19 protein-coding genes are annotated in these 25530 nt (G+C 61.1%); 9 read left to right on the plus strand and 10 right to left on the minus strand.

The window, feature by feature from the left end:
• The 3 genes from ACY4LX_RS02975 to gpmI form a co-directional block, all read right to left on the minus strand.
• Entirely contained in the window at positions 1 to 1329 is a 1329-nt protein-coding gene (locus tag ACY4LX_RS02975; RefSeq protein WP_463259134.1) for a S41 family peptidase, read from the minus strand.
• A 34-nt stretch (positions 1330 to 1363) separates the two neighbouring features.
• Complete coding sequence (locus tag ACY4LX_RS02980; protein ID WP_123402605.1) at positions 1364 to 2659, minus strand: murein hydrolase activator EnvC family protein; 1296 nt, start codon at positions 2657 to 2659, stop codon at positions 1364 to 1366.
• A 136-nt stretch (positions 2660 to 2795) separates the two neighbouring features.
• Positions 2796 to 4325, minus strand: a complete 1530-nt coding sequence (gene gpmI, locus ACY4LX_RS02985) for a 2,3-bisphosphoglycerate-independent phosphoglycerate mutase (protein ID WP_149659105.1) — start codon at positions 4323 to 4325, stop codon at positions 2796 to 2798.
• Between the two features lie 152 nt (positions 4326 to 4477).
• Between gpmI and ACY4LX_RS02990 the strand changes: the two genes are divergently transcribed.
• From ACY4LX_RS02990 to secB, 3 genes are read left to right on the plus strand one after another with little or no spacing between them, the layout of a single operon-like run.
• Positions 4478 to 4891: a rhodanese-like domain-containing protein gene (locus ACY4LX_RS02990; RefSeq protein WP_463259135.1), complete on the plus strand. Its 414-nt coding sequence runs from the start codon at positions 4478 to 4480 to the stop codon at positions 4889 to 4891.
• Position 4892: 1 nt separating this feature from the next.
• Positions 4893 to 5147 (plus strand): glutaredoxin 3, encoded by a 255-nt coding sequence (gene grxC, locus ACY4LX_RS02995; RefSeq protein ID WP_149659107.1) that lies wholly within the window; start codon positions 4893 to 4895, stop codon positions 5145 to 5147.
• Positions 5148 to 5185: 38 nt separating this feature from the next.
• Positions 5186 to 5677, plus strand: coding sequence for a protein-export chaperone SecB (gene secB / locus ACY4LX_RS03000; RefSeq protein ID WP_149659108.1), 492 nt, complete (start codon positions 5186 to 5188; stop codon positions 5675 to 5677).
• A gap of 210 nt (positions 5678 to 5887) precedes the next feature.
• On the opposite strand, the gene ACY4LX_RS03005 is transcribed toward secB, so the two are convergent.
• Positions 5888 to 6343: a tRNA (cytidine(34)-2'-O)-methyltransferase gene (locus ACY4LX_RS03005; RefSeq protein WP_463259136.1), complete on the minus strand. Its 456-nt coding sequence runs from the start codon at positions 6341 to 6343 to the stop codon at positions 5888 to 5890.
• On the opposite strand from ACY4LX_RS03005, the gene ACY4LX_RS03010 reads away from it, so the two are divergent.
• Entirely contained in the window at positions 6342 to 6782 is a 441-nt protein-coding gene (locus ACY4LX_RS03010; protein ID WP_463259137.1) for a hypothetical protein, read from the plus strand. The two genes, ACY4LX_RS03005 and ACY4LX_RS03010, sit on opposite strands and share 2 nt — an antisense overlap.
• A gap of 558 nt (positions 6783 to 7340) precedes the next feature.
• On the opposite strand, the gene ntrC is transcribed toward ACY4LX_RS03010, so the two are convergent.
• The 5 genes from ntrC to glnA all read right to left on the minus strand — a co-directional run bounded on the left by ntrC (position 7341) and on the right by glnA (position 12921).
• A complete protein-coding gene (gene ntrC, locus ACY4LX_RS03015) occupies positions 7341 to 8777 on the minus strand; it encodes a nitrogen regulation protein NR(I) (RefSeq protein WP_133837829.1) in 1437 nt (478 codons plus the stop codon).
• Positions 8774 to 9859, minus strand: coding sequence for a nitrogen regulation protein NR(II) (gene glnL, locus ACY4LX_RS03020; protein WP_149659111.1), 1086 nt, complete (start codon positions 9857 to 9859; stop codon positions 8774 to 8776). Before glnL ends, ntrC begins: the two co-directional genes overlap by 4 nt.
• Before the next feature lie 231 nt (positions 9860 to 10090).
• On the minus strand, positions 10091 to 10717 hold the full coding sequence (locus ACY4LX_RS03025) for a DUF4124 domain-containing protein (RefSeq protein ID WP_149659112.1): 627 nt from the start codon (positions 10715 to 10717) through the stop codon (positions 10091 to 10093).
• Positions 10714 to 11223, minus strand: a complete 510-nt coding sequence (locus ACY4LX_RS03030; protein WP_463259138.1) for a DUF4124 domain-containing protein — start codon at positions 11221 to 11223, stop codon at positions 10714 to 10716. The genes ACY4LX_RS03025 and ACY4LX_RS03030 overlap by 4 nt, the downstream gene beginning before the upstream one ends.
• A gap of 291 nt (positions 11224 to 11514) precedes the next feature.
• Entirely contained in the window at positions 11515 to 12921 is a 1407-nt protein-coding gene (glnA, locus tag ACY4LX_RS03035) for a glutamate--ammonia ligase (protein ID WP_149659114.1), read from the minus strand.
• A gap of 330 nt (positions 12922 to 13251) precedes the next feature.
• On the opposite strand from glnA, the gene thiI reads away from it, so the two are divergent.
• Both thiI and typA read left to right on the plus strand, forming a co-directional pair.
• The gene (gene thiI, locus ACY4LX_RS03040) at positions 13252 to 14706 is read left to right on the plus strand and encodes a tRNA uracil 4-sulfurtransferase ThiI (RefSeq protein WP_149659115.1); all 1455 of its coding nucleotides are present in this window, start codon (positions 13252 to 13254) and stop codon (positions 14704 to 14706) included.
• 139 nt (positions 14707 to 14845) lie between these two features.
• On the plus strand, positions 14846 to 16666 hold the full coding sequence (gene typA / locus ACY4LX_RS03045; RefSeq protein ID WP_064675456.1) for a translational GTPase TypA: 1821 nt from the start codon (positions 14846 to 14848) through the stop codon (positions 16664 to 16666).
• Between the two features lie 201 nt (positions 16667 to 16867).
• On the opposite strand, the gene ACY4LX_RS03050 is transcribed toward typA, so the two are convergent.
• Positions 16868 to 17308: a YkgJ family cysteine cluster protein gene (locus ACY4LX_RS03050; protein WP_090188351.1), complete on the minus strand. Its 441-nt coding sequence runs from the start codon at positions 17306 to 17308 to the stop codon at positions 16868 to 16870.
• A 260-nt stretch (positions 17309 to 17568) separates the two neighbouring features.
• Between ACY4LX_RS03050 and ACY4LX_RS03055 the strand changes: the two genes are divergently transcribed.
• From ACY4LX_RS03055 to ACY4LX_RS03065, 3 genes are all read left to right on the plus strand, one after another.
• Entirely contained in the window at positions 17569 to 20019 is a 2451-nt protein-coding gene (locus ACY4LX_RS03055; RefSeq protein ID WP_149659116.1) for a glycogen/starch/alpha-glucan phosphorylase, read from the plus strand.
• A 259-nt stretch (positions 20020 to 20278) separates the two neighbouring features.
• Positions 20279 to 23905 carry a DUF2339 domain-containing protein gene (locus tag ACY4LX_RS03060; RefSeq protein WP_463259139.1) on the plus strand — a complete coding sequence of 1209 codons (3627 nt, stop codon included), beginning with the start codon at positions 20279 to 20281 and terminating at the stop codon, positions 23903 to 23905.
• Complete coding sequence (locus ACY4LX_RS03065; protein WP_463259140.1) at positions 23902 to 25275, plus strand: DUF3999 domain-containing protein; 1374 nt, start codon at positions 23902 to 23904, stop codon at positions 25273 to 25275. The genes ACY4LX_RS03060 and ACY4LX_RS03065 overlap by 4 nt, the downstream gene beginning before the upstream one ends.
• Positions 25276 to 25530: the final 255 nt, after the last annotated feature.

The raw sequence follows: 25530 nt of genomic DNA on the forward strand, positions 1-25530 counted from the left end.
TCAGCGGCCGGAGGTGATGCTCAGCCCTTTGAGCAGGCTCAGGGCCTGGGCCAGTTGGTAATCGTCATCCTGCGGCATCGCCTTGGCTTTGCTGCTGGACGTCGGCTTGTCGGCGCCGCCGTTGCCATTGCCCAAGTGACCTTGCAGATCGGCTTCCTTGAAGTACTCGCCGTCCTGCTCGTTGGTGATCTTGGCCTTGCGCACTTCGATGTCCGGGACGATGCCCTGGGCCTGGATCGAGCGACCGTTCGGCGTGTAATACAGCGCGGTGGTGATCTTCAGGGCGCGGTCGTTATTCAGCGGCAGCACGGTTTGTACCGAGCCTTTGCCGAAACTCGTGGTGCCCATGATTACTGCGCGTTTCTGATCCTGCAAGGCGCCGGCGACGATTTCCGAAGCCGAGGCGCTGCCGCCGTTGATCAGTGCGACCATCGGCACGGCTTCGCTTTCGTCCTTGCCGGTGGCGGAGAAGCGCAGCTCGGAGTTGGCGATGCGGCCTTTGGTGTAGACGATCAGGCCCTTGGTGATGAAGTGATCGACCACTTCCACTGCTGCTTGCAGCACGCCGCCCGGGTTGTTGCGCAAGTCGAGGATGATGCCGTTGAGCTTCTTGCCATTGTCCTTGCGCAACTTGGCCAGGGCCTTGGAGACCTCTTCGCCGGTCTTGACCTGGAACTGGGTGATGCGGATGTAGCCGTAGCCCGATTCCAGCAGCTGCGCCTTGACGCTCTTGACCTGGATGGTGGCGCGGGTCAGCACGACGTCGAAAGGTGTGCCGCCATCGCGCACCAGGGTCAGGGTGATTTTCTGGCCGATCTTGCCGCGCATCTTGTCCACGGCTTCGGTCATGCTCTGGCCGCGGGTCGGGGCGCCGTTGATCTTGACGATGAAGTCGCCGGCCTGGATGCCGGCCTTGGAGGCCGGGGTGTCATCGATCGGCGACACCACTTTGATGAAACCGTCCTCGGCACCGACTTCGATGCCCAGCCCACCGAATTCGCCGCTGGTGCTTTCCTGCAGCTCGGCGAAATCTTCCGGGCCCAGGTAGGCGGAGTGCGGGTCGAGGTTGCTGAGCATGCCCTTGATGGCATTTTCCAGCAGGGTCTTGTCATCGACCGGTTCGACATAGGCAGCCTTGATCCGGTCCATGACCTCGGCAAAGGTGCGCAACTCGTCCAGAGGCAGTGGCGCCTTGGTGGTCGCAGCCGTGCCCGCAGGTGCAGGCGCTGGCGCCGTTGCCGGGGCAGGCTGAGCGGCAAACGCCAGAGGCGCGCCGATCACCAGGGCGATCGTCAGGGCCAGCGAGGTAAGGCGGGACAAATGCAGCATGTCGAACGAACTCCTAATGTAGGTGACTCAACGCCTATCCTTGCGCGCGGCACCATTGCGCCGGATCACTCGGGTGACCCTGCTGACGAATTGCGAAATACAGCGCCGGTGTGTCCTGCCCGCCGCTGTTACCGACAGTGGAGATGGACTCACCGGCTTTAACCACATCACCCGCAGACTTGAGCAGCGTCTGGTTGTGACCATAAAGACTCAAGAAACCGTTGCCGTGGTCCAGAATCACCAGCAGCCCCGCGCCGCGCAACCAATCGGCGAACACCACGCGACCACCGTGCACGGCATGCACCTGGCTGCCAGCGGAGGCGCTGATCATCACCCCATCCCACTTGGTCCGGGCATCATCGCCGCGGCTTTCGCCGAAGCGCGCCAACAGTCGACCATCAACCGGCCATGGAAGTTTGCCGCGGGCTGAAGCAAATGCGCCGCCGAAGGTTTCGCCTGAACTTGAAACCAGCGCGCCGGGTGTCGATTTAGGCGGTTTGCGTGGGGCATCAGTGTTGGCATCGGCCTGTTCCTGAGCCTCACGTAAACGCTTTTTTTCGGCTTCCTGCTGGGCGATCAGCGCTTTTTGCCGCGCTTCTTCTGCCTCACGGGCCTGACGGGCCAGGGTTTCTTCAATGGTTTTAAGGACTTTAGACAGGTCTGCCTGATCCTGCTCGCGGGTGGCGAGCTTCTGATCGCGCGCCTTGACGTCGTCGTTGAGCTTGGCCAGGACTTTCTGCCGCTCCTGGCGAACTTTGTCGAGTTCGTCGCGCTGGCTGTCGAGGCTGCTTTTCTGCACCAGCAACTGCGCCTGTTGCATGGAGATGTCTTTTTCGACATTGGCCAGTTGGCGCAGGGTTTCGTTGAAATTCTTCAGCTGCTCCAGGCGGGCCTGGCTCAGGTAGTCGTAATAGGTGAGGGTGCGGGCGAATTTTTCCGGGTTCTGCTGATTGAGCAGCAGTTTCAGGTACTCCTGACGGCCATTCTGATAGGCCGCGCGGGCCTGGATGGCGATCAGTCGCTGCTGTTCAATGCGCGCGCTCTGGAGTTTTTTTTTCTCACCATCGAGTCGCTGCAGCTCGGATTCGCTTTTCTTCAGCTCTTTTTGCAGAGCGTCGACCTGCTTCTCCAGCTTGCCCATCTCGGTCTCGGTGCCCTTGAGATCCTTTTGCACACCGGATTTTTCTTCCTGGAGCTTGCCCAGCAGTTTTTTCAGCTCGGCAATGTCCTGACGCGTGGCGTCCAACTGTTGTTGGGTTTGCGCGCGCTCGTCAGCAAAGGCCGGTTGGAGCAGGCAAGTCAGAGCAAGGGCTATCAGGACGCGAAGCATAGAGGCGGGCGACACCAGGGAAAGGGACGGCCTAGTATGCCCGCCAAGCGCCGCAAAAAAAACGCCTCAAAGGCAACTGCTTTGAGGCGTTCGTCATAAAAAGCCGTTTCGGGCTGTTTATAAGGGGCTTTTACGCTCAGACCAGGATCGAAGTGCCCGTCATTTCGGCCGGCTTCGCAAGGCCCATCAACATCAGCATGGTCGGCGCCACGTCCGCCAGCACGCCGCCATCGCGCACCTTGAAGTCACGCTTGCCGACATAAATGAACGGCACCGGCTCGGTGGTGTGGGCGGTGTGGGCCTGGTGGGTTTCTTCGTCGGACATTTTCTCGCAGTTGCCGTGGTCGGCGGTGATCAGCGCTTCGCCGCCGACTTTATCCAGGGCATCGACGATGCGCCCGACGCACAGATCCAGGCATTCCACGGCTTTGATCGCGGCTTCAAGGTTACCGCTATGGCCGACCATGTCGCCGTTGGCGTAGTTGACCACGATCACGTCATAACGCTGGTTGTCGATGGCGTCGACGATGCGGTCGGTGACTTCCGGGGCGCTCATCTCTGGTTGCAAGTCATAGGTAGCGACTTTTGGCGACGGGATCAGGATGCGCTCTTCGCCCGGGAACGGTTCTTCACGGCCGCCGGAGAAGAAGAAAGTTACGTGGGCATATTTTTCGGTTTCGGCGATGCGCAGTTGGGTCTTGCCGTTCTTCGCCAGGTAGTCGCCGAGCACGTTTTCCAGGCTGCCGGCGGCGAAGGCCGAAGGCGCAGGAATGCTGGCGGCGTATTGGGTCAGCATCACGAAGCCTGCCAGTTTCGGCTGGCGCGCACGTTCGAATTCCTTGAAGCCGTCCTCGACGAACACGCGGGTCAGTTCGCGGGCGCGGTCGGCGCGGAAGTTCATGAACACCACGGCGTCACCGTCTTCGACTTTCACTGGCTCGCCGATAGAAGTGGCTTTGACGAATTCGTCACTCTCGCCACGTTCGTAAGCGGCTTGCAGGCCTTCCTGAGCGGTGGCGGCGTTGAATTCGCCCTTGCCGTCGACAATCAGGTTGTAGGCCTGGGCTACACGGTCCCAGCGATTGTCGCGGTCCATGGCGAAATAACGGCCGACAATGCTGGCGATCCGGCCTTTGCCGAGGGCCTGGAAGGTCGCGTCGAGCAGTTCGATGGACGACTGCGCGCTTTTCGGCGGCGTGTCGCGACCATCAAGGAAGGCGTGCAGGTAGATTTTTTCGGCGCCGCGCTTGAAGGCCAGTTCGGCCATGGCGACCAGGTGATCCTGATGGCTGTGCACGCCGCCGTCGGACAGCAGGCCCATGAAGTGCACGGCTTTGCCGGCGGCCACGGCTTTATCCACGGCGGCGCAGATGGTCGGGTTCTCGAAGAACTCGCCGTCGCGGATCGATTTGGTCACGCGGGTGAAGTCCTGATACACCACGCGACCGGCCCCGAGGTTCATGTGGCCGACTTCGGAGTTGCCCATCTGGCCATCGGGCAAGCCGACGTCCATGCCGCTGCCCGAGATCAGGCCGTTCGGCACGGTGGCCGACAGACGGTCCAGAACGGGCTTCCTGGCCGAGTACACGGCGTTGGCTTCGTGGCTCTCACTGTGACCGAAGCCATCGAGAATAATCAGGACCAAAGGTTTAGGCGTGGTAGTCATGGATTCCACTCGTGGCTGAATTAAAAGAGGGCGATGGAAAAGGGAGTGGCAGTTTAAAGCGAAGTTCCTGCGCCGTCACCGCCGGACGGGGTTTGGCCCGCCATAGGGGCTGTGTATACTGGCCCACTTTTCACGCCCTGGAACCACCTTAAATGCTTGATCACCTGATTGCATTTGCCACCACCCACTATTTGCTGGCCGGTATTTTCGTTGTTCTGCTGGCTCTGCTGATCGCCCATGAGATGAAAGGCGGCGGTCGTAGCCTGAGCACCGGTGAACTGACCGGGCTGGTCAACAAGGACGCAGGCGTGGTGATCGACATCCGTTCGGCCAAGGATTTCGCCGCCGGCCATATCGTTGGCGCGCTGAACATTCCTCACGACAAACTGACTGCTCGTGTCGGCGAACTGAGCAAGCACAAGGACAAGACCATCATCCTGGTCGACGCCCAAGGCCAGACCGCTGGCACCCACGCCCGCGAACTCTTGAAAGCCGGTTTCAACGCCGCCAAGCTGTCCGGCGGGATTTCCAGCTGGAAAGGCGACAACCTGCCGTTGGTGAAGTGAGATGAACAACGTCGTCGTCTATTCCAGCGATTACTGCCCTTACTGCTCGCGAGCCAAGTACCTGCTCGAGAACAAAGGCGTGGCCTTCGAAGAGATCAAGGTCGATGGCAAGCCGCAGGTGCGCGCCGCGATGGCTCAGAAGGCCGGACGCACGTCCGTGCCGCAGATCTGGATCGGCGAGCGCCACATCGGCGGTTGTGATGATTTGTTTGCCCTTGAGCGCGCGGGTAAGCTCGACGCCATGCTCAAGGCCTAGTGCCTCCCTATAAGACCCAAGATCAGAAAGGATCTGAGATGACTGACCAACAGAACACTGCAGCTAGCGAAGAAGAAAACGCACCGCAATTCTCCTTGCAGCGCATCTACGTACGTGACTTGTCCTTCGAAGCCCCGAAAAGCCCGGCGATCTTCCGCCAGCAGTGGGAGCCGAGCGTCGGTCTGGATCTGAATACCCGTCAAAAGGCCCTGGAAGGCGACTTCCACGAAGTCGTGCTGACCTTGTCCGTGACCGTGAAAAACGGTGAGAACGGCGAAGTGGCGTTCATCGCTGAAGTGCAACAGGCCGGGATCTTCCTGATCAAGAACCTGGACGACGCCTCGATGAGCCACACCCTCGGCGCGTTCTGCCCGAACATCCTGTTCCCGTACGCTCGCGAAACCCTGGACAGCCTGGTGACCCGTGGTTCGTTCCCGGCCCTGATGCTGGCTCCGGTGAACTTCGACGCGCTGTACGCACAAGAACTGCAACGCATGCAGGCCTCGGGCGAAACCCCGACTGTGCAATAAGCGTTCGATGCCGTAACGAAAAAAGCGCCGTAACAGGCGCTTTTTTCATGGGCGGGATGAAACGGCGGCGGATTTGATCGTTCCCACGCAGAGCGATGATCGTTCCCACGCTCCGCGTGGGAATGCTTCTAGGGACGCTCCGCGTCCAGTGACGCGGAGCGTCACGGGCTGCATTCCCACGCAGAGCGTGGGAACGATCAGGTCGCAGGGTTACTTGAAACCCAATTGACGCCAGCCTTCATACACCGCGACGGCCACGGTGTTCGACAGGTTCAGGCTGCGGCAGCCTTCGCGCATTGGCAGGCGCAGGCGTTGTTCGCCGGGCAGGGCGTCGAGCACGTCGGCGGGCAGGCCACGGCTTTCCGGGCCGAACAGGAAGGCGTCGCCCTCGGCGAAGCTGGCATCATGGAACGGTCGCGAGCCCTTGGTGGTGAACGCGAACAGCCGTGGATGGCCCAGGCTTACCAGGCAGCTGGCGAGGTCGGCGTGGCGTTGCAGGGTGGCGTACTCGTGGTAATCGAGGCCGGCCCGGCGCAGGCGCTTGTCGTCCATCTCGAAGCCCAACGGCTCGATCAAATGCAGGTGGCAGCCACTGTTGGCGCACAGCCTGATAACGTTGCCGGTATTCGGCGGAATTTCTGGTTGGAAAAGGATGACGTGAAACATGCACGGCTCCGAAGGTAAAGATGAGCGGCATTCTACGCCGCCCGTGGACAACCGTTCGAAACTATTCCCGCGGGTGATCGGTTCGCTGGCGATTGTCGGGATGATGGTCGGGCTGATGATCGGTCGCCTGACCACTCCCGACCCCAGCGAATTGCAGCAGGTCGAGGTCACCGGCGATGGGTTGGTGGTGTGGTTCAACAACGAACCCAAGACCCACGGCGAGGTTGTGGACGGCAGCGTTGCGTTGCTGTTTGAGGCTGAAGGCAAGGCGCAGAAAGGCCAACTCAAGGTCAACGGCAAAGACGTGAACTGGCGCGTGCGGTTGAGTGATGGGGGGTTGTTGCTGACGGTGGTGGCGGCCCGGCCACTGCTGGGCGAGTGGGCCGGTCGCGAGGTCGACGACCGCTGGCGGCTGGAGATCCATCTCCGGGAGCAATAAAAGAGGGAATCCCCGGCCTGCCTGTACCAAGGTTCCCAAAACGGCAGGGACTCGCGCATTGCGTGCAAGTCCCGGTGTAAAGAAGGAACCCCTGACCTGCCTGTATCAAGGGCCCCAAAACGGGTTGGGCTCGTCGCCAGTGCGGTGTGAGCCCGATGTAAAGAGGGGAATCCCCGGCCTGCCTGTACCAAGGTCCCCGAAACCGGGTAGTGAACTGAATCACTGAATGGACTATTGCAGGGGGCGTGCCAGGTTTTAATAAAATGAAACACAAAGTCGTGTTAAAGCGCTGAAAGCCCCGTGATTCGGGGCTTAGCCATTTTTGTGATGTGGGTTTCATTGCGAGGGAAGGCGGGATTTGAGATCGGTCGCCGTGCGCGATTGCGGTTCACGGTGCATTGCGGCGGTGCACGATGGGCCCGCGAACACAATGATTGATCGTTCCCACGCTCTGCGTGGGAATGCCTCAATGGACGCTCTGCGTCCGCTTTGGGACGCGGAGCGTCCCGGGCTGCATTCCCACGCGGAGCGTGGGAACGATCAAGATTTAAAGGCTGTTTAACCCTCTTCCGCCTCATCGTCATCCCCACCATCAACCTTCATCCCCAATTCCTTGATCTTGCGCGTCAGGGTATTGCGCCCCCAACCCAGCAAAACCGCGGCATCGCGGCGGCGGCCGGCGGTGTGTTTGAGGGCGGTTTCGATCATGATCCGCTCGAACGCCGGCACGGCGCTGTCGAGCAGGCTCGACTGGCCGCGAGCCAGTGCCTGATCAGCCCACTGGCGCAGCGCTTGCTCCCAGTTGGTCACCGGCGCCGAGTCCTGCGGCAGGTTCAGCAACTCCGGTGGCAGGTCGCTGATGTGCACTTCACGACCCGAAGCCATCACCGTGATCCAGCGGCAGGTGTTCTCCAGCTGACGCACGTTGCCGCCCCACGGCAGGTTCTTCAGGTATTCCTCGGTCTCGCTTTTGAGCAGCTTCGGCTCCACCGCCAGTTCTTGCGCGGCGCGGCTGAGGAAGTGCTTGGCCAGGGTCGGGATGTCTTCGCGACGGTCCGACAGGCGCGGGATGTGAATGCGGATCACGTTGAGGCGGTGGAACAAGTCTTCACGGAATTTCCCGGCGTGGACCAGGGTTTCCAGGTTCTGGTGGGTCGCAGCGATGATGCGCACATCGACCTTCACCGGCGTATGACCGCCGACGCGATAGAACTCGCCGTCAGCCAGCACCCGGAGCAAACGGGTCTGGGTGTCCGCCGGCATGTCGCCGATTTCATCGAGGAACAGCGTGCCGCCGTCCGCCTGCTCAAAACGCCCGCGACGCAGGTTGGCCGCGCCAGTGAACGCGCCTTTCTCATGGCCGAACAGCTCGGATTCCATCAGATCCTTGGGGATCGCTGCCATGTTCAACGCAATGAACGGCGACGCCGCCCGAGGGCTGTGGCGGTGCAGGGCGTGGGCCACCAATTCTTTACCGGTGCCGGATTCGCCGTTGATCAGCACGGTGATGTTGGAGTGGCTCAAGCGCCCGATGGCACGAAACACTTCCTGCATCGCCGGCGCTTCACCGATGATTTCCGGGGTGCGGGTCAACGCGACCGGGACTTCCAGGCCTTGCTGTTCCTGAGCGTGCTGGTTGGCGCGCTTGACCAGGGACACCGCTTCATCGACATCAAAGGGTTTTGGCAGGTATTCGAACGCGCCGCCCTGATACGAGGCCACCGCGCTGTCGAGGTCGGAGTGGGCGGTCATGATGATGACCGGCAGCCGTGGGTGTTGTTCGCGAATCCGCGCCAGAAGGTCCAGGCCACTGGCACCCGGCATGCGGATGTCGGAGATGATCACGTCCGGCTGCTGGCGCGCCAGGCGGCTCATCACGCCATCGGCGCTGTCGAAGCTTTGCGTGGTCATGCCTTCTTGCTGCAAGGCCTTTTCCAGGACCCAACGGATAGAACGGTCGTCATCGACGATCCACACGGTTTCACTACGGCTCATGTCGATGTGGCTCCTTGTTCCAGTGGCAGAAAGATCGAGAACGTGGTGTGGCCTGGGTGGCTGTCACACTCGATCAGGCCCTGGTGCTGGCTGATGATGTTCTGGGTAATGGCCAGGCCCAGCCCGGTACCGTCCGGGCGGCCGCTGACCATGGGAAAGAAGATGGTTTCCTGCAACTCCGCAGGGATGCCAGGGCCGTTGTCGATGATCTCGATCTTGGTCACCAGGCGATGGCGCACGTGGCCGATGGTGAACTGGCGCATGGCGCGGGTGCGCAGGCTGATGCGGCCCAGGCGCAGTTCGTTCTGGCTGCTGATGGCCTGCATCGCATTGCGCACGATATTGAGGACGGCCTGAATCATCTGTTCGCGGTCGATCAGGACATCGGGGATGCTCGGGTCGTAGTCGCGCACCAAGGTGATGCAGCCCTGGCTTTCGGCCTCGACCAACTGACTGACCCGCTCCAGCACCTCGTGAATGTTGCACATGGCCAGGGACGGCAGCTTGTTCGAGCCAAGCATGCGGTCCACCAGGTTTCGCAGGCGGTCGGCTTCTTCGATGATCACGTTGGTGTAGTCGCGCAGGCTTTCTTCCGGCAGCTCACGGGCCAGCAGTTGTGCGGCGCCGCGAATCCCGCCCAGCGGGTTCTTGATTTCGTGAGCGAGGCCGCGCACCAGCATCTTGCTGGTTTCCTGCTTCGACAGCTGCGCCTCTTCCTTGGTGATGCGCAGCAAGCGGTCACGGGGATGCACTTCCAGCAACAGCATCGTGTCGCCATTGCTCAGGATCGGCGTGACCGCGTAATCGACGGTCAGGGTCTGGCCGGTCAGGGCGGTGAGCATCGCTTCGCGCTTGGTGAACGGGTGCGCCTGCTCGACCGCCTGGCGCAGGGAATTCAGCGCTTCGGTGGATTCGGTGAACAACTCACTGATGAACTGCCCATGGCTGCGCTGGCCGCTGATGGCCAGGAGCATCTCCGCCGCCGGGTTCATGTACTCGAGGCGCAGTTCGGCGTCGAGCAGGATGGTGGCGGTGGTCAGGTTGTCGAGTAATAGCCGATGCAGTGCGTCGCTAATGGTCATCCGGACCTCTTTTGGAGCAGGGGCGCGCCCATGAACTGAGCGCTGATGCGAGGAAAATGCAAAAACCAAACCAAAGCTCCGAAAAGAAGCGTTTAAGGCCTGAAACGGGCGTTTAGCGCTCGATCGCGTGGCGTTCTGCCAGCTTTCGCGGGTACTTTCGAACCAAAATGGGTTTCGATGTGGGTACGGTGCAACCGATTGCACCAATATAGTGCGCAAAGCTGAACGAGGTTAGAAGAACTTCAGGAAGGGGTTTTTTTCTTCGGGAGGTTTGTCTTTGAGCGGACATTCCGGCCGTTGGCCGTAGTCGGTGAGGGTGCAGGGCTTGACCTGGCGCTTCTGCGCCAGCGAGATGCGCAGCATGTGGAAGGGTTGATTGGCCGTGCGCTCGACGGTGCGGCCCTGTTCGTCGAGGATTTCTACCGACAGGTTGTGACTGCCACGGTCGAGATTGCTCAGGGCGAACACCGGACTGAGGCCCGGTTCGGCGGTGGGCTGGCCGTCGAGTAGCAAACGGTAGCGATGCCCCGGTTGCAGGCCGGGTTCGCTGGTAACGCTGACAATCACCTCGCCGGCGCTGCTGCGGATTGTCGCGTCGGGTTCTGGCACCAGTACGCGCAGCATGTCGTAGTGGAACGGCGGTTTTACTTCGGACTTTTGTGCGGCGATCACCGGCGCTGCCTTGGTCGGGTTGGCCGACATGCGATTGCTGGTGGCCAGCGGCACACGCTTGGCGTTGCCGGGGCGCGGTTGATCGGTGAAGACCCGATTGCCCTGGGCGTCGACGTAGGTATAGACGTCAGCCATCGCTGTCAGGCTGCTGAGCAAAAGCAGTGCGCCGATCAGCCAGCGGCTCAAGGCGTATGCACCCGCTGCACGGTGAAGGTCACGCTGGGGCTTTGCTGGATGACGTCCTCTCCGCTGATCACCTGGACCGCGAGGCTGTGTTCGCCGCGATCCACATTCACCAGTTGCAGGATCGGCACGTTGCTCGGCTGGCCATAAGGCTGCTCGTCCAGCAACAACCGGAACTGATGCGGGCCTTGCAGGCGCGGCTTGATCAGCACATTGACGGTGAAGGTGCCGTTGTTGGCGCGCAGGGCTTCGGTGGTGGGCAGGCCCGTCAACTCCAGCACCTCGTAGGCGTGGCGGGGTTGTTCACGGCTGTTGGGCTCGACGGGAGCGGCGGGCGGCGCCGAGGGCGCGACGCTGTTGAGCGGCGGCAACTCCACCGGCTGCGCTTTGACGCCATCGGGCGGTTGATTGCTGTAGGCGGTGTTGCCGTTGGCGTCGGTGTACTTATAGATCTGCGCTGCGGCGGGCAGGGCGATCAACAGCAGCATCAGGAGAAAACCACGACCCATAAAAATCGACCGGAAGCGAAGGCGTTGGGTTGCAGCATAGGTCAGGGCTGGCGATAGACCCAAGTTGTAAACATTTTGGAATGGAAAAGCAGGATTGATCGTTCCCATGCTCTGCGTGGGAATGCCTCAAGGGACGCTCCGCGTCCAGTGACGCGGAGCGTCACGGGCTGCATTCCCACGCGGAGCGTGGGGACGATCACCAACAGGGCGATCAGGTAAACGAGCGCCCACAAAAAAGGCCTCCCGAAGGAGGCCTCTTTTTGTCACGCCGCGTAGCGCAGCGCTACCGGATCAGCAGCTGTAGTACAGCTCATATTCCAGTGGGTGTACGAAGGTGCGGACCTTGATTTCTTCTTCGCTTTTCAGAGCGATGTAAGCGTCGATGAAGTCGTCGGAGAATACGCCGCCTTTGGTCAGGAACGCGCGACCCTTGTCCAGCTCTTCCAGGGCTTCTTTCAGGCTGCCGCAAACTTGTGGGATCTCTTTCGCCTCTTCAGGCGGCAGGTCGTACAGGTTTTTGTCAGCTGCGTCGCCAGGGTGGATCTTGTTCTGGATGCCGTCCAGGCCAGCCATCAACAGTGCAGCGAAGCCCAGGTATGGGTTGGCTGCCGGATCCGGGAAGCGGGCTTCGATACGGCGAGCGCGAGGGCTGGACACGTAAGGAATACGGATCGAAGCGGAACGGTTGCGCGCCGAGTAGGCCAGCATTACCGGAGCTTCGAAACCTGGGACCAGACGCTTGTAGGAGTTGGTCGACGGGTTAGTGAAGCCGTTCAGGGCCTTACCGTGCTTGATGATGCCGCCGATGAAGTACAGGGCGGTGTCGGACAGGCCGGCATAGCCTTCGCCAGCGAAGGTGTTCTTGCCATCTTTGGCGATGGACAGGTGAACGTGCATACCCGAACCGTTATCGCCGTACAGAGGCTTAGGCATGAAGGTCGCGGTGCGGCCGTAAGCCACAGCTACGTTGTGCACGCAGTACTTGAGGGTCTGAACTTCGTCAGCCTTGGCGACCAGGGTGTTGAACTTCACACCGATTTCGTTCTGGCCGGCAGTCGCCACTTCGTGGTGGTGAACTTCGATGACCAGGCCCATTTCTTCCATGGCGTTGCACATGGAGGTACGGATTTCGTGGTCGTGGTCGAACGGAGGCACCGGGAAGTAGCCGCCTTTGATACCTGGACGGTGGCCGTGGTTACCGCCTTCGATGTCCTGGTCGGACATCCACGAACCCTGTTCGGAGAAGATTTTGAACATCGAGCCGGAGATGTCGGACTTGAACTTCACCTGGTCGAAGATGAAGAACTCAGGCTCTGGACCTACGAATACGGTGTCGCCGATACCGGTCGACTTCAGGTATTCCTCGGCACGCTTGGCGATCGCACGTGGGTCGCGATCGTAGCCTTGCATGGTCGAAGGCTCGATGACGTCGCAAACGATGATCAGCGTTGGGTCTTCGGTGAACGGGTCGAGAACGGCAGTGCTGTCGTCCGGCAGCAGGATCATGTCGGAGGCTTCGATGCCTTTCCAGCCAGCGATGGAGGAACCGTCGAACATTTTGCCTTCTTCGAAGAAAGCTTCATCCAGCGCATCGCGAGCCGGCATGGTCACGTGGTGCTGAGTGCCTTTGGTGTCCGTGAAGCGCAGATCAATCCACTTGACGTCATGATCTTTGATGAGTTGAACCGACTTCGACATAGTGTCCTCCGGGTGGCTTCGGGCTTAGTAGTGGATGCCCTTAGAATGTGGGTGATGCCGGCGCGAATACTCTGCCAAGGCAACCTGCCTCACAAGGGAGCAAATTGCATGCCAGTGCCCCACCATGGGTTTTTTGCCCCAATTTCACGCTTATAGAGGTGCAAAGCGTCGCAAAGCTGAAATAAGCGCCCTGTAATGTAGCGTCTATTTCCACAAATGACCCGTTTTGGTGCGCGCGAAACCTTCTGCATATTAACTGGTTAAACCTTGAGCAATTTCCGCTATAATCCGCGCCCCCCTTTTTCGGCTGGCCCAGCGCGCGCTGTTTTCATGAAACTAATCGTAAAAGTCTTTCCCGAGATCACCATCAAGAGCCGCCCGGTACGGATGCGTTTCATCCGCCAGTTGGCCAAGAACATCCGTGCCGTGCTCCGCGATCTGGACCCGGCTGTGGTGGTGAACGGTGTGTGGGACAACCTCGAGCTGGAAACCCGCGTCACTGAGCCCCGGGCCCTGAAGGAGATGACCGAGCGCCTGAGCTGCATGCCGGGCATCGCGCATTTCCTGCAGGTCGACGAATACCCGCTGGGTGACTTCGACGACATCGTCGCCAAGTGCAAAGCGCACTACGGCGATGCCCTGGCCGGGAAGATCTTTTCGGTGCGCTGCAAGCGCGGCGGGCACCACACCTTCACGTCCATGGACGTGGAGAAATACGTCGGCAGCCAGCTGCGTCGTCAGTGCGGCGCCGCCGGGATTTCCCTGAAAGAGCCGGAAATCGAAGTTCGCATCGAAATTCGCGACCAACGGTTGTATGTGATCCACAGCCAGCACAACAGCATCGGCGGTTATCCGCTGGGAGCGCTGGAACAGACGCTTGTACTGATGTCCGGCGGCTTTGACTCGACAGTCGCCGCCTACCAGATCATGCGCCGTGGCCTGATGAGCCATTTCTGCTTCTTTAACCTGGGCGGCAGGGCCCATGAACTGGGCGTCATGGAAGTCGCGCACTTCATCTGGAAGAAGTACGGCAGCTCCCAACGCGTGTTATTTGTCAGTGTGCCGTTCGAGGAAGTACTGGGAGAAATTCTCGGGAAAGTCGATAACAGTCATATGGGCGTAGTTTTGAAGCGTATGATGTTGCGCGCTGCATCGAAGATTGCCGATCGGCTCGATATCGATGCGCTGGTCACCGGTGAGGCGATCTCCCAGGTTTCGAGCCAGACGTTGCCGAACCTGTCCCTGATCGACTGTGTGACCGAGAAGCTGGTCTTGCGACCGCTGATCGCCAGTCACAAGCAGGACATCATCGACCTGGCCAACGAAATCGGCACCGCCGACTTCGCCAAGCACATGCCCGAATACTGCGGGGTCATCTCGGTGAACCCCAAGACCCACGCCAAGCGCAACCGCGTGGAGTACGAAGAACAACAGTTCGACATGGCGGTCCTCGAGCGTGCGCTCGAAAACGCCAAACTGGTGCCGATCGATCGCGTGATCGACGAATTGGGCCAGGACTTGCAGATCGAAGAAGTCAGCGAAGCTCTGGCGGGCCAGATCATCATCGACATCCGTCACCCGGATGCCGCTGAAGACGAGCCGCTGGAACTGGCTGGCATTGAGGTACAGACGATGCCGTTTTATGCATTGAACGCTCGTTTCAAGGAACTGGACCCTACTCGCCAGTACCTGCTGTATTGCGACAAAGGCGTGATGAGTCGCCTGCATGCCCACCATTTGCTCAGTGAGGGGCATGCCAATGTGCGCGTTTATCGACCGAGCTAAGTGCCCGGGGCTGTTTGCCTGTGGCCTGCGTCACCGGCCCCCCGACGCCGCCGTCAAGCTGTAACGGCTTTGCCGGACTCTACTGTTAATCGCTGCCAAGACTTGTCAGCACACCGAATCCTCTGATCGAGATACACAAGTGATCGAAAATCTACGCAACATCGCCATCATTGCTCACGTTGACCATGGTAAAACCACCCTGGTAGACAAACTCTTGCGTCAATCCGGCACCCTGGAGCGCAACGAGCTCAACGACGAGCGCGTGATGGACTCCAACGACCAGGAGAAAGAGCGCGGTATTACCATTCTGGCGAAAAACACCGCCATCAACTGGAACGGCTACCACATCAACATCGTGGACACCCCGGGCCACGCCGACTTCGGCGGCGAAGTTGAACGCGTAATGTCGATGGTTGACTCCGTTCTGCTGCTGGTTGACGCTCAAGACGGCCCTATGCCGCAAACCCGTTTCGTGACCAAGAAGGCTTTCGAAGCCGGCCTGCGTCCAATCGTGGTGATCAACAAGGTCGACCGTCCAGGCGCGCGTCCGGACTGGGTTCTGGACCAGATCTTCGACCTGTTCGACAACCTCGGTGCTACCGAAGAACAGCTGGACTTCAAAGTCGTCTACGCCTCGGCCCTGAACGGCATTGCCGGTCTGGAACACACCGACATGGCTGAAGACATGACTCCGCTGTACCAGTCGATCGTCGACAACGTACCAGCACCGAAAGTTGACCGTGACGGTCCGTTCCAGATGCAAATCTCGGCACTGGACTACAACAGCTTCCTGGGCATCATCGGCGTTGGCCGTATCGCTCGTGGTCGCGTCAAGCCGAACACCCAGGTTGTGGCGATCGATGCCGACGGCAAGCGCCGTAACGGCCGTATCCTGAAGCTGATGGGTCACCACGGTCTGCACCGTGTCGACGTTGACGAAGCAGCTGCCGGCGACATCGTCTGCATCAGCGGCTTCGATTCGCTGTTCATCTCCGACACTTTGTGCGACCCACTGAACGTTGAAGCGATGAAGCCGCTGACCGTTGACGAACCAACCGTTTCGATGACCTTCCAGGTTAACGACTCGCCGTTCTGCGGCCGTGAAGGCAAGTTCGTCACCAGCCGTAACATCAAAGAGCGTCTGGACAAAGAACTGCTCTACAACGTTGCCCTGCGCGTTGAAGAAGGCGACACCGCCGACAAGTTCAAAGTCTCCGGCCGTGGTGAGCTGCACCTCTCGGTACTGATCGAAACCATGCGTCGCGAAGGCTTCGAAATGGGTGTTGGTCGTCCGGAAGTGATCATCCGTATGGTTGACGGCGTTAAGCACGAACCGTACGAAAACGTGACCATCGACCTGCCAGAAGAATCGCAAGGTTCGATCATGGAACAGATCGGTATCCGTAAAGGCGACCTGACCAACATGGTTCCGGATGGCAAGGGCCGTGTGCGCCTTGAGTACAACATCCCGGCTCGTGGCTTGATCGGTTTCCGTAACGAGTTCCTGACCCTGACCTCCGGTGCAGGCATCCTGACCTCGATCTTCGACCGTTACGACGTGATGAAGTCCGGCGACATGTCCGGCCGTCAGAACGGCGTGCTGGTTTCGGTGGCTACCGGTAAGGCGCTGACTTACTCGCTGGAAACCCTGCAAGCTCGCGGCAAACTGTTCCTGGGTCACGGCGAAGACGTGTACGAAGGTCAAATCGTCGGCATCAACAGCCGCGACAACGACCTGGGCGTCAACCCAACCAAAGGCAAGAAGCTCGACAACATGCGTGCCTCGGGTAAAGACGAAACCATCGCTCTGGTTCCGCCTATCCGTTTCACCCTGGAACAAGCGCTGGAATTCGTTCAAGAAGACGAATTGTGCGAAGTCACTCCTAAGTCCATCCGTCTTCGCAAGAAGATCCTGGGCGAAAGCGAGCGTACCCGCGCTGCCAAGAAGTCCGGTAACTGAGTTATTTAGTTAGCTGACAAAAAAACGCCCCCGACCGCAAGGTCGGGGGCGTTTTTGTTTGTCTGGCGTTTGATGATCGTTCCCACGCTCTGCGTGGGAATGCCTCAATGGACGCTCCGCGCCCGCTTTGGGACGCAGAGCGTCCCGGGCTGCATGCCCACGCGGAGCGTGGGAACGATCATCGGGCAGTGAGATTGCGGATCAGAATTTCTCGAGGGTACGCCGGCTCTCGCTGCTCTCACGCGCCACTTCTTTGGGCTTGTAAGCGCAATACCCCGGCCGCGGCCCGATTTTCGGGTGGTTGCGGCAAGTATCCGGGCGCTTTTCATAAATAGTGCACAGACGGCTCTTACGATCCAGGTACAGGCAATCGTTGTTGCTCATGCGCTGGAGAGTGAAGATCTCGGACTTCTGGTTGTAACGCTCGACGATCCCTTCCTTCTGCAAGCGCTTGGCGATGTTCTTCGCCGGCTCGCCACGTTCGAACTCGTCGACGATGCCGATGCGGATCAGATCCTTGATCTTGACCTCGACCGGCAAGGTGCAGCAGCTCGACACGCAGGAACCGCACATCGGGGCAGAATATTTGGCCCAGGTATCGAGGCGGTCGATCTCCGCGGCGGCGATCAGGTTGGACTTCATCATCGGTTGTTACCAGCGTGTGCATCAGGGCGCGCGATCATACCGGGACTGGTGGATTTTTGAACAACCTTTCGCCAGTTTTTTTCTGAAAGGCCCCATAAACACCGTTAATCCGGCACGGCCCCTGCATTGATTCAGGCACGTGCCAATGTAATGCCGACCTATCTCGCACTATCAGGAAAAACTGCCGAACCAGAGCCCATACCGCCTGTCAGACCGTCTAGGCTCAGACAACTCAAAGCTCGCTCGAGGTCTTATCGATGACTCAAGAACCACTTGTTCGCGAAGCAGAGGTGGCCGCATTCCGCGACGCCGTCTTGACCAAACTCACCTACGCGGTGGGCAAAGACCCGGACCACGCCTTCGACCACGACTGGTTCGAAGCCATTGCCCTGGCAGCGCGCGACCACATGGTCGAGCACTGGATGGACCACACCCGGCAGATCTACCGCAAAGGGCAGAAACGGGTGTACTACCTGTCCCTGGAATTTCTCATCGGCCGCTTGCTCTACGACAGCCTGAGCAACCTCGGCCTGCTCGACGTCGCCCGCGAAGCGCTGACCGAGCTCGGCGTCGACCTCGAACGCATCCGCCTGCTGGAGCCCGATGCGGCGCTGGGCAACGGCGGCCTCGGCCGTCTGGCCGCCTGTTTCATGGAAAGCATGTCGACCCTCGGCATCGCCGGCCACGGCTACGGCATTCGTTATGAGCACGGTTTGTTCCGCCAGGCCATCGTCGACGGCTGGCAGCAGGAGCAGACCGAACACTGGCTGGATTTCGGTAACCCGTGGGAGTTCGAACGGCCAGAGGTCGTGTACCCGATCGGCTTTGGCGGCAGCGTCGAAACTGTCACCGACGATACGGGCAAGTCCCGGCAAGTCTGGACTCCGGTGGAAACCGTGCGGGCGATTGCCTACGACACCCCGGTGGTCGGCTGGCGCGGTGCCAGCGTCAATACCCTGCGCTTGTGGCGCGCCCGCGCCGTGGAAGATCTGCACCTGGAACGCTTCAACGCCGGTGACCACTTGGGCGCCGTGGCCGAAGTCGCCCGGGCCGAAAGTATTTCCCGCGTGCTCTACCCGGCGGACAGCACCGAAGCCGGCCAGGAACTGCGCCTGCGCCAGGAATACTTCTTCGTCGCCGCGTCCCTGCAGGATTTGCTGCGCCGCCATCGCAACATGCACACCTCGGTGCTGACCCTGGGCGACCACGCGGCGATCCAGCTCAACGACACTCACCCATCAATCGCCGTGGCCGAGCTGATGCGTCAGTTGGTCGATGTCTACGATGTCGCATGGGATGCCGCGTGGCAGGTCACGGTCGATACGCTGTCGTACACCAACCACACGCTGCTGCCGGAAGCGCTGGAAACCTGGCCGGTCGGCTTGATGGAACGCATGCTGCCACGACACATGCAGATCATTTACCTGATCAACGCCCAGCACATCGATTCGCTGCGGGCCAAAGGCATCCACGACTTCGACGTGCTGCGCGCGGTGTCGCTGATCGAGGAAGACAACGGCCGCCGCGTGCGCATGGGCAACCTCGCATTCCTCGGTTCCCACAGCGTCAACGGTGTATCCGCATTGCACACGCAACTGATGCGTAAAACCGTGTTCTCCGAACTGCACAAGCTCTACCCGGAACGGATCAACAACAAAACCAACGGCATCACGTTCCGCCGCTGGCTGTATCAGGCCAACTCCGAACTCACCTCGATGCTGGTCGATGCGCTGGGTCCTGACTTGCTGGATAACCCGGAAGAGCGCTTGCTCGATCTGCAGCCGTTCGCCGAGAAACCCGCGTTCCGCAAGGCCTTCGCCGAACAGCGCCTGCACAGCAAGAAAGCCCTGGCGTACCTGATTCACGAACGGCTGGGCATCGCGGTCAACCCGGCGGCCATGTTTGACGTGCAGGTGAAACGGATCCACGAATACAAGCGCCAGTTGCTCAACCTGCTGCACACCGTCGCGCTGTATCAGGCGATTCGTGCCGAGCCGGAAATCGACTGGGTGCCGCGCGTGAAGATCTTCGCCGGCAAGGCTGCCGCCAGTTATCACCAGGCCAAGCTGATCATCAAATTGACCAACGACATCGCCCGGGTGGTCAACAACGACCCGACCGTGCGCGGCTTGCTCAAGGTGGTGTTCCTGCCCAACTACAACGTCAGCCTGGCGGAGAGCATCATTCCGGCGGCGGACTTGTCGGAGCAGATTTCCACCGCCGGTTTCGAGGCGTCGGGCACCAGCAACATGAAGTTCGGCCTCAACGGCGCGCTGACCATCGGCACCCTCGATGGCGCCAACGTCGAAATGAGCGAGCGCATTGGCGTGGAGCACATGTTCATCTTCGGCCTCAGCGCGCAACAGGTCGAAGCGCGCAAGCAGAACCATGAGTTCAACGCCGCGCCGGACATTGCCGCGTCCCATCGCCTCAACGACGTGTTGCAAGCGATTCGCGGCGGGGTGTTCTCGCCGGATGATCCGTCGCGCTACACCGGGCTGATCGATTCGCTGATCGACTACGACCGCTTCCTGGTCTGCGCCGATTTCGACTCCTATTGGGACGCACAGATGCGCGTTGAAGCGCACTGGCATGACTCCCAGGCATGGTGGCGGTCGGCGGTGCTGAACACGTCGCGGATGGGCTGGTTCTCGTCGGATCGGACGATTCGTGAGTACGCGACCGATATCTGGAAGGCTTTGGAGTAACTTTTAGCAATAATTGCGAGCAAGGCCCAACGTACGTTGGGCCGGATCGATATACTAAGCGTCAGTTTTGCCGGATGTTTCAGTGGCGTCTGCGCGAACGCTTTCGCGGGCAAGCCTCGCTCCTACAGGTTTTGCGTGTGCCATGGATTGGGCCACGACACATAACCTGTAGGCGCGAGGCTTGCCCGCGAAGACGTCAGCACAGACGACGCCAGGCTTCTGGACTTGCCCGCCAATGGGCCGCTTAGGGATATCGACCATGCAATGGATTTTCATGCTGATTGGCTTGGTGCTCGGCTGGGTACTCGATGAGTCGTTCAGCGATGCGCTGTTGGGCGGGTTGCTCGGGTTGGGCATTGGCCAGGCCATTCACATTGCCCGTTTGCACGCGCAAGCGGCCCGGCACCATCAACTGCTTGAGCAGACGCAGGTTGCGCTCAATACGTTGCTGCAACGGGTCAGGACGCTAGAGGCGTCCGGCGTCATGCCGCCGCACGCCACGCCAGCCGAAGCCGCTCAGGCTGACGTCAGCGAACCCGTCGCCACCCCCGAATTCATCCTCGACGAAGTGCACGTCGTCATCCCCGTCAAAGCCCCCGCCCAATCCCCGGAACTGGTGTGGACACTTCCGCCCGAACTCCAATCGATCACCGCCACCCCCACCGAGGCCAGCCGTCCGCTGCCCGCCGATGTCTGGACCCCGGAGCCGGTCGCCCGCGAACCGCGTCAACCGGCGGCCCCACGCGAACCGAATGTGTTCGACCGCGCGATCATGGGCGCGCGCAACTGGCTGTTCGGTGGCAACACCGTGCTGCGGGTCGGCGTGGTGCTGTTGTTCCTCGGTCTGGCCTTCCTGCTGCGCTACGCCACTGAAGGCATGGTGGTGCCGATCGAGATGCGTTACGCCGGGGTTGCCGCCAGTGCCCTGGGCTTGCTCGGTCTGGGCTGGTGGCTGCGCCATCGCAACAGCCAATACGCGCTGATGTTGCAAGGCACCGGGATTGCCGTGTTGTACCTGACGGTGTTCGCCGCCATGCGCCTGCACCCGCTGCTCGACCCAACGGCAGCCTTGGGCTTGCTGGTGGCGGTGACGGTGTTCTCGGCGATCCTGGCGATCACCCAGGACTCTCTGGCACTGGCCTGCGTCGCTGCGTTGGGCGGATTCGCCGCGCCGATCCTGACGTCCACCGGCTCCGGTAACCACGTCGCGTTGTTCAGCTACTTCGCGCTGCTCAACACCGGCATCCTCGCCATCGCCTGGTTCAAGGCCTGGCGTCCGCTCAACCTGATCGGTTTTGTCGGCACCTTCGGCATCGGTTTCGCCTGGGGCGCGCGCTCCTACACGCCGGAACTGCTGTGGAGCACCGAACCGTTCCTGATTCTGTTCTTCCTGATGTACCTGGGCATTGGCCTGCTGTTTACCCGGCGCAAGCTGTTGGAGATGACCGACGCGCCGGAAGACGACAGCCGTCAGGCGTTGCTGCATTGCTCGGCGCGCAAGGGCGATTACGTTGACGGCACGATGCTGTTCGGGCCGCCGCTGGTGGGTTTCGGCTTGCAGTTGGCGTTGGTTCAGCATCTGGAATTCGCCGCCGCGTTCAGTGCGTTGGCGCTGGGCATGCTCTACATGGGCCTGGCCCGCTTGCTGATGGGCGGTCGCGCGTTGCTGCTGGCGGAAACTTGTCTGGCGCTGGGCGTGATCTTCACCAGCCTCGCGATCCCGTTGGGCCTCGACGCACGCTGGACCGCTGCCGCCTGGGCCGTGGAAGGCGCGGGGATTTTCTGGCTCGGCCTGCGTCAGCAACGGCCGCTGGCCCGGGCTTTCGCCTTGCTGCTGCAACTGGGCTCGGCGCTGGCCTTTCTCAGCGAATTGCAGCCCGGCGAAGGCAGCCTGTTGGACGGTTCCTGGCTCGGCGCGCTGATGCTCGGCGTGGCGTTGCTGTTCAGTTTCTACCAATTGCGCCAGGCCCCGCCGGAGCAGACTTGCGCCTGGGAACGCCAGGGCCTGCCGGTGTTGGCATGCCTGGGCCTGACCTTCCTGTACCTGCTGGCGCCATTGTTTTTCCTGACCCACGGCACCGCGATCAGTTGGGCGCTGGCCGGGCTGGCGACGCTGTTCGTCGGCCTGCGCCTGCAATCGCGCACGTTCCTGTTCACCGCGTTTGCCGTGCAATTGCTCGGCGGCGCGTTGTTCCTGCTACGGCTGAAAGGGGCGAGCGGCGATTCGGCGGCGGTGCTCAGCGCTGGCTGGAGCGGATTGCTCAGCGCCTCGCTGATCGGTCTGGCGTTGATCGGCGGCATGTTACTGGCGGCTCGCGACGAGATGGTGCGCAACGATCCTCGATTGCTGCGCGGCTTGTCAGTGATCCTGCTGGCGGGTCTGGTGCTGATCAACCTCGCGGTGCTGTTCGTGCTGCCGTGGCAAACCGCGAGTGCGGTGTGGGCTGCCAGCGGGTTGTTCATCATCTGGCTGAGTCTGTACCTCAAGCAGCGGGTGAGTTTTGTCTTTGGCCTGCTGTTGCAGGTGATCGGTGGCGCGGCGTTCCTGTTCGCCGGGCCGGACCTTCTGGGGCCGCTGGCCAGTGAAGGCTTGAAGCCGCTGGCGCATAGCGGTTTCTGGACACCGCTGGTGCTTGGGTTGGCCGCGTTGGTTGGCGCGTGGCGCTTGCAGCTTGGCAATCACGCTTCGGCGTTCGATGCGCTGAGCCTGAATCGCTTGTCCGAATTGCTCCTGATGTGGGGCGCGGGTTGGTGGACGTTGGCGTGGCTCAGCGAAGTGCTGCGCTTTGCCCCGCTGAATCTGCAAGCGACCTTGCTGCTCGCCGTCGCGGCGCTGAGTGTGGCGCTGTGGACGGTGTTGGCGCTGCGCCTGAAATGGTCGGCGCTGGGCTTGCTCTGCACCTTGCTGATTCCGGCGGCGGGCCTGGTGCTGGTCGCCGCGTGGCATTCGCGTTATCACCCGGCAGCCAACTTCGGCTGGCTGGTGTGGGCAGCGGTGTTCGTCGTGCACTTCATCTCCCTGCGGCGCTTGGCGCCGATGCTGCCGGCACGCGCCGTCAGCACCGCCCATGTGCTCGGCTGCTGGCTGTTGCTCGGTGTGCTGGCCCTGGAGCTGCGTTACGGCCTGCTGTTGTTGTCCGAGCAGTACAACGCCTGGCGCTGGTTGGGCTGGGCGATTCTGCCGAGCCTGTATCTGGTGCTCGCTGCCGCGCCGCGTGCGTGGCCATGGCCGGTGTCGGCGTATGCACGCGAATACCGCGTGTACGCCGCTGCTCCGCTGGCGCTGCTGATGCTGGGCTGGTTCTGGCTGGCGAACGGCGTCAGCGACGGCACCGCCGAGCCGCTGCCGTACGTGCCGCTGATCAACCCGCTGGAATTGGGCCTGCTGTTTGCGCTGTTCGGGGTTTACGTGTGGTCGCGCAGCGCCGTGACGCAATTTGCCCTGCCGAAGGTGTACGCCGAGAACGCCACGCAACTGATCGCCGGGGCTTCGTTGTTCGTGTTTTTCTCCGCCGTGGTCACGCGCACCGCGCACCATTGGGGCGGCGTGCCGTTCGAACTGGATCAACTGCTGGTGTCGATGCAGGTGCAGGCCGGTTTGTCGATCGTCTGGACCTTGATGGCGCTGGGCTTGATGATCGGCGGCCATTTGCGCCATCGCCGTGAGGTCTGGCTGATCGGTGCCGCGCTGATCGGGCTGGTGGTGGCCAAACTGTTCTTTGTCGAATTGAGTAACCGTGGCGGACTCGCCCGGATCGTCTCGTTTATCGGCGTGGGCGTGTTGCTGTTGGTGGTGGGCTATTTCGCCCCGTTGCCACCCAAGCGCGCCGAAGCCGAGCCGGAGCCTGAAAAACCGGCCCCTGAAACCGAAGGAGTGTCGTCTTGAGTCAGAAGCTGAACCTGGGGTGGTTGGGCGCTGTTGCGCTGGGCGTGGCGATGTCGGCCAGCGCCCTGGAAAAACCGTCGGACTTCAGCACGCAGGTGCCGTTGTCCGTGAGCGGCGAGGGGCCGTGGTATCGCCTCGAACTGCCGCTGAGCGTGCAACTGAACGCACGACAGACCGATCTCAGCGACGTGCGCGTGTTCAACGCGGCCGGTGAGCCCCAGGCCTATGCCTTGGCCCGGGAAACCGCGCAGTCCGCCGAAAGCCGTACCACCACCGACGTGAAATGGTTCCCGCTGTACAGCTCGGCAGATTCCACCGAACGTGCGCCGAGTGTGCGGGTGCAGTCGAGCGCCAACGGCACGCTGGTGGAAGTGCAGCCGTCGACTCAACTGGAGGCGGGCGAAGAAGTGTTGCGCGGCTGGTTGCTCGATGCCAGCGGGATCAAGGCGCCGTTGCAGCAGTTGATCCTCGACTGGACCAGCGAGCGCGAAGGTTTCCAGCGTTTCAGCATCGAAGCCAGCGACGACTTGCAGCACTGGCAGTCGTGGGGCGAAGGCCAGGTGGCGCGGTTGTCGTTTGCCGACGAGCGGGTCGAGCAACATGAAGTCGGCCTGCCGGGGCAGTCGGCGCGTTATCTGCGTTTGCTGTGGAACGCCCCGCAATCGGCGCCGACCCTGACCTCCGCACAACTGGAAAGCGCCAGCACCCGCAGCCTGCCGCTGCCGTTGGTCTGGTCACAGCCTTTGGCCGGCAGCAGCGTGAAGGCCGGTGAATACACCTGGCAATTGCCGATGGGCCTGAATCTCGAGCGAGTGCAGATCGAGTTGAATCAGCCTAACAGCCTGGCGCCAGTGACCTTGTCCGGGCGCCGCGAGAGCAGTCTGCCGTGGCAGCCGCTCAGTGGCGGTTTGCTGTATCGCCTGACCCAGAATGGTCAGGACGTGGTGCAGAACGAATTGCAGCTGTCGGGGCAAACCGTGCAGCAGTTGAAACTCACGGTTGATGAGCGCGGTGGTGGCCTGGGTGCCGAAGCGCCGAGCGTGAAATTCGCGGTGCGCTCGACGCAAGTGGTGTTCCTGGCCCGTGGCGCCGGGCCGTATACCCTGGCGCTGGGCAATGCCACGGTGAAGACGGCGAACCTGCCGTTGTCGACGTTGATTCCGGATTACAGTGCGGCGAAGTTTGCGTCGTTGGGCAAGGCCTCGGTCGAGGGCGGGGCGGTGGTCACGGTCGCGCCCCCAGCGGTGGCGGCGGTGACGGCGGACACCCACTGGAAGAAATTCGGGTTGTGGGCGGTGTTGTTGCTCAGTGTGCTGTTTTTGGCGGTGATGGCGTTCAGTCTGTTGCGCAAGCCGCCGGTCAAACCTTGAGAATGGCCGGCGCTGCGCGCCGTTCGCGGGCAAGCCTCGCTCCTGCAGGTTCGCGTCGTGCCAATTTCGGCGAACGACACAAAACCATAGGAGCAAGGCTTGCCCGCGATGGCGTCCTTGGAGTCAGCAAAAATCTTGAAACCGCCATTTGATCTGGTCGGTTTCGAACTACGCTCAACCCCGCACATGAACTCTATTGGGCGTATCACGTCTGATAGGAGGAAATACGCCCCGACTCGCGTTAAACTGCGCGGG

Source organism: Pseudomonas sp. Emmai (assembly GCF_055179735.1).